The organism is Cellulomonas biazotea (assembly GCF_004306155.1).
Lineage (GTDB): Bacteria > Actinomycetota > Actinomycetes > Actinomycetales > Cellulomonadaceae > Cellulomonas > Cellulomonas biazotea.
Genome location: NZ_BIMR01000151.1, coordinates 1 through 4364, shown reverse-complemented (window position 1 = coordinate 4364; position 4364 = coordinate 1). Strand labels below are relative to the sequence as shown.

4 protein-coding genes and 1 pseudogene are annotated in these 4364 nt (G+C 74.3%); 3 read left to right on the top strand and 2 right to left on the bottom strand.

Going from position 1 to position 4364, the window contains the following annotated elements; genetic code table 11:
• Together CBZ_RS10780 and CBZ_RS10775 are read right to left on the bottom strand one after the other, a co-directional pair.
• The coding region (locus CBZ_RS10780) for an MFS transporter (RefSeq protein WP_165446733.1) at nucleotides 1-324 on the bottom strand (324 nt) is incomplete at its 3' end.
• 54 nt (nucleotides 325-378) lie between these two features.
• Nucleotides 379-741 (bottom strand): hypothetical protein, encoded by a 363-nt coding sequence (locus CBZ_RS10775; protein WP_130781556.1) that lies wholly within the window; start codon nucleotides 739-741, stop codon nucleotides 379-381.
• A 105-nt stretch (nucleotides 742-846) separates the two neighbouring features.
• Between CBZ_RS10775 and legP the strand changes: the two genes are divergently transcribed.
• The 3 genes and pseudogenes from legP to CBZ_RS20860 form a co-directional block, all read left to right on the top strand.
• Entirely contained in the window at nucleotides 847-2238 is a 1392-nt protein-coding gene (gene legP / locus CBZ_RS21510) for a Dot/Icm T4SS effector Zinc-dependent metalloprotease LegP (RefSeq protein WP_218022753.1), read from the top strand.
• On the top strand, nucleotides 2235-3230 hold the full coding sequence (locus CBZ_RS10765) for an MvdC/MvdD family ATP grasp protein (protein ID WP_130781555.1): 996 nt from the start codon (nucleotides 2235-2237) through the stop codon (nucleotides 3228-3230). The genes legP and CBZ_RS10765 overlap by 4 nt, the downstream gene beginning before the upstream one ends.
• A 125-nt stretch (nucleotides 3231-3355) precedes the next feature.
• A pseudogene (locus CBZ_RS20860) lies at nucleotides 3356-4364 on the top strand (GGDEF-domain containing protein); the annotation flags it as partial.

The window sequence follows — 4364 nt, the reverse complement described above, 5'->3', positions numbered from 1 at the left end:
CAGGCCGGCGGGCGCGGCGAAGACGGCCGCGAACAGCGGCGGGAGCGTGAGGGCGCCGGTCAGCAGGTACGGGCGCCGGCTCCCCCGGCGTGCCGCGGACGCGTCGGACCGGGCGCCGACGAACGGGTCGATGACGACGTCCCAGAGCTTGGGGACCGTCACGACGAGGCTCGCGAGCCCGGCCGCGACGCCGAGCGCGTCGGTGAGGTAGTACGCCAGGACGAGGCCCGGGAGCGTGCCGAAGCCGCCGGTCCCGACCGAGCCCAGGGCGTACCCCACCACGGTGCGCCGCGGCACGCGCGCGGCGGTCGACGTCGTCGTCATGCCGGGATGATGCCAGGCGGCACGACCGTTCCCGGGGCGGATCGCGCGGGTGCGTCAGCCGACCGGCCGGAGGGTGACCTCGACGTCGTCGGTGCCGTCGAGCACGACGGGCGTCGCGACCGTCGAGACGAGGTCGTCGGGGGCGAAGGTCCGCGCCCCCGCGTCGGCGCCCGCCCGGGCCCGCACCACGAAGCGCCGGGTCGGGTCCGGGCCCAGCGGTACCGCGACCTCGACCTCGACGTCGAGCCCCTCGACGGGCACGGTGACGTCCCGCAGGACCGTCCGGCCCACCTGCTGCGACGGCGCGTCGGCCCGGGAGACGTCCTCGACCGCGACGACCACCTCGGGCAGCGTCCGCTCGTCCCCGGTCGCGGGGGCCCGCAGCCGCACCCGCACGCTCGCCGTCACCTCGTCCACCCACCCACCCTAGTCAGGTGTGACGTATCTCACTCCCCCGCACGGGCTCCTGCCTCGGTGAGGCGCGGGCCAGCCCGGCCCGCCGACCCGGGGGAAGGTCGCAGCATGGCCAGCAACGCAGGGTCGGGCTCGTCCCGGCGCACAGGCGCGAAGGGGGCCGGGATCTCGACGCCCGAGCGCCCCGAGGAGCGGTCGTCGGGCGACACCGGCACGACCGTCATCAACGGCATCGGCTTCGCCGGCAAGCCCGTCACGTACGCGAAGGTCGGCGACCTCGCGATCTTCGAGGGCGACATCGTCCTCGGCCGTCACGCCGACCTCGAGGGCACCGAGGGGCGTCGCGCCGACGTCTCGTTCGGCGTCGCGATCAGCGGCAGCCGCTACCGGTGGCCGGACGCGACCGTCCCGTACGAGGTCGACCCCGCGATGCCCGACCAGTTCCGCGTGACCGACGCGATCGCGCACTGGGAGCAGCACACGCCGCTGCGGTTCGTGCAGCGCACACCCGCCAACGCGGGCACCTACCCGAACTACGTCCACTTCCTCGCCGACGGTGGCTGCTGGTCGGCCGTCGGCATGGTCGGCGGGCGGCAGGACGTCTCGCTCGACACCGGGTGCACGACCGGCAACGCGATCCACGAGATCGGGCACGCGATCGGCCTGTGGCACGAGCAGTCCCGCGAGGACCGCAACAGCTTCGTCACGATCAACACCGCGAACGTCGACCCGCGCTACGTCCACAACTTCGACCAGCACATCACCGACGGCGACGACATCGGGGTCTACGACTACGGCTCGATCATGCACTACCCCGCCACGGCGTTCTCCGTGAACGGGCAGCCCACGATCGTCCCCGTGCAGGCCGGCGTCAGCATCGGCCAGCGGCTCAAGCTCTCCGACGGCGACATCGCCGCGGCCCGCGCCCTCTACCCCGGGACCGTCACGTTCAAGAAGGTCACCGACGACGGCCCCGTCCTGAAGAAGCCGCTCGACGACCAGCACGGCGGGTTCAAGAAGCTCCGCGACGACGCCAAGCCCGTCATCGACCCGCCCAAGCACCTGCTGGACCCGAAGCAGCTGCTCGACCCGAAGCACGTCCTCGACCCCAAGCAGCGCCTCGACCCGCCCAAGCAGCTCATCGACCCGCCGAAGCAGCTGCTCGACCCGCCGAAGCAGCTCCTGGACCCGCCGAAGCAGCTCACCGACCCGAAGCAGCTGTTCGACCCGCCCGGCGGGCTCGGAGGCGCCGTGGTCAACCCGCCGTACCCGTACCCGTACCCGCAGCCCGGCGGCGCACTGCCGTTCGCGCTCGCGACCCCGCACCACGCGGCCGCGGCTGCCGCGTACGAGCCGGCACCGTCGGCGGCGGACTCGACCGCCGCCCTCGTCGCCGTCGCGGCCGAGGCCACCGAGGTCGCCGCGCAGGCGCTCGCCCAGGTCGCGGCAGCACTGCGCGCCCTGTCCGCCACCCTGGGCAACCCGGGGCCGGGCGCGTGATCCTCATCGAGTCGCACGAGGGCGACGACCACCTCGCCCCCGTCCGCACCGGGCTCGAGCACCGCGGCCACGACGTCGTGGTGCTCGACTCGGCGCGGTACCCGCTCGCCGCCGCCGTGACCGTCGCGTACGACGACGGCCCGCGACCGGCGCTCGCCGTCACGCTCGACGGCAAGGAGCACGACCTCACCACCGTCCGCGCCGCCTGGTGGCGACGCCCGCTGCCCTACACGCTCGACGCGTCCGTCACCGACCCTGCCGCCCAGGTCTTCGCCCTCACCGAGTGCGACGAGGGCCTGCGCGGGCTGCGGTCGCTCCTGCCCGCCGCCTGGGTCAACGACCCCGACCGGGACACGCAGGCGTCGCACAAGGCCTACCAGCTGCGCGAGGCACGGCTCGCGGGCCTCGTCACGCCGCGCACGCTCATGACCAACGACCCCGACCGGGCCCGCGCGTTCGTCGCCGACCTCGGCCCCGAGCGCACCGTCTACAAGTCGTTCCTCGCGCAGGCGTCGGCGTGGCGCGAGACCCGCGTCCTCGCCGCCGCCGAGGTCGACCTGCTCGACGCCGTCCGGCACGCGCCCGTGATCTTCCAGGAGTACGTCCCGGGCGACGTCGACCTGCGCGTCACCGTCGTCGGGGACGTCGTGCACGCCGCCGCGATCCACTCCGCCCGCACCGCCTACAGCCTCGACTTCCGGCTCGAGCTCGACACCGTGCCCATGGCGCCCTACCGGCTGCCCGACGCCGTCCAGGCCGCCGTCCTGCGCCTCATGCGCCGCCTCGGGCTCGTCTACGGGGCGATCGACCTGCGCGTGCGCCCCGACGGCGAGCACGTCTTCTTCGAGGTCAACCCCTCCGGGCAGTGGCTGTTCGTCGAGGAGCGCACCGGCCTGCCCCTCACCGCGACGTTCGTCGACGCGCTCGCCGACCGCGACCGTCGCACCGCCGACGGCGGCTGCGTCGACTGCGAGCAGAACCGCCCCCGCTGACCCGAGACGACCAGCCGCCTGTCGAGGTCGCCCGCAACGCCCGAGGTCAGGTCCGGACGAGCGACGGGTGACACGTGACCGTCACCCGTATGCCAGTCACGTGTGAGCGCGCACACGCCGATGACATGGACGTGCTGGGTCCCGTGCCGGTGTGGGTCACCGTCCTGCAGCTGCTCGTCGCCGGCGTGGTAGCGGGCTTCTGCGTGCTCCACTGGCTGTGGCGCCGCAGCGACGCCCGCGCCACCGGAGCCGCCTGGTCCCTGCTGTGGTCCGCCGACGTCGCCCTCCTGCTCCTCACCGGAGGCCTCGCGCCCCTCGTCGGCCCCGGGCTCTCGCAACGGGCGATCGACGTCGCGCACGGGCTGCTCGTCGCCGGCTTCCTGCTCGTCGCGCTCCCCGCCACCCGCGCCATCGGGCACGGCGCCCGCGTGCGCTGGTGGGTCGTCGTCGCCGCGACCCTGCTCACCGCCCGCGCCGCGACCTGGTTCGTGCCGATGCCGCACGCGGCCCTCGTCGACGCCGCGTGCCTGCTCGGCGCGATCGTCGTCGTCGTCGTGTACGTCTTCGTGGCGTTCGGCCGCACGCCCCTCGGACGGCTCGGCACCCTGCTCGTCATCGCCGGCATCGAGTCCATCGCGATCCTCATCACCGGGCTCCTGCTCGCCGACCGCAGCCTCGGCGCGATCCTCGCCGCACTCTGGGCCATCCCGCTCGCCGTCGGCCTCGAGGTCCTCGCCCTGCGCCGCCTCGTCGGCGCCCAGGACACCGCCGCCCGCCAGCACCGCATGCGCGACGCCGTCGCCAGCCTCTCCAACGCCGCCTGGTTCGCCAAGGACGCCGAGAAGCTGCTCCTCGACGCCCGCGACGCCGCCCGCGAGATCCTCGACGAACCCACCATCGAAGGGTCCCTGCGGCCCATCGCCCGCGGCCGGTTCGTCGCCGAGCTCTTCCCCGCCGACGGCGTCGAGCTCGACCACCACGCCCGCAGCTTCCTCGTCGACCTCGCCCAGATCGTCGCCGCCGCAGGAGAGCGCTACCACCTCACCGACCGCCTGCACGCGACCGCGTTCTCCGACCCCCTCACCCACCTGCCCAACCGCCGCGCCGTCGAGCAGCACCTCGTCGGCGTCCTCG

Coding starts and splice junctions, on each gene's coding strand:
- legP (WP_218022753.1), top strand. CDS start 847: ATGGCCAGCAACGCAGGGTCGGGCTCGTCCCGGCGCACAGGCGCGAAG.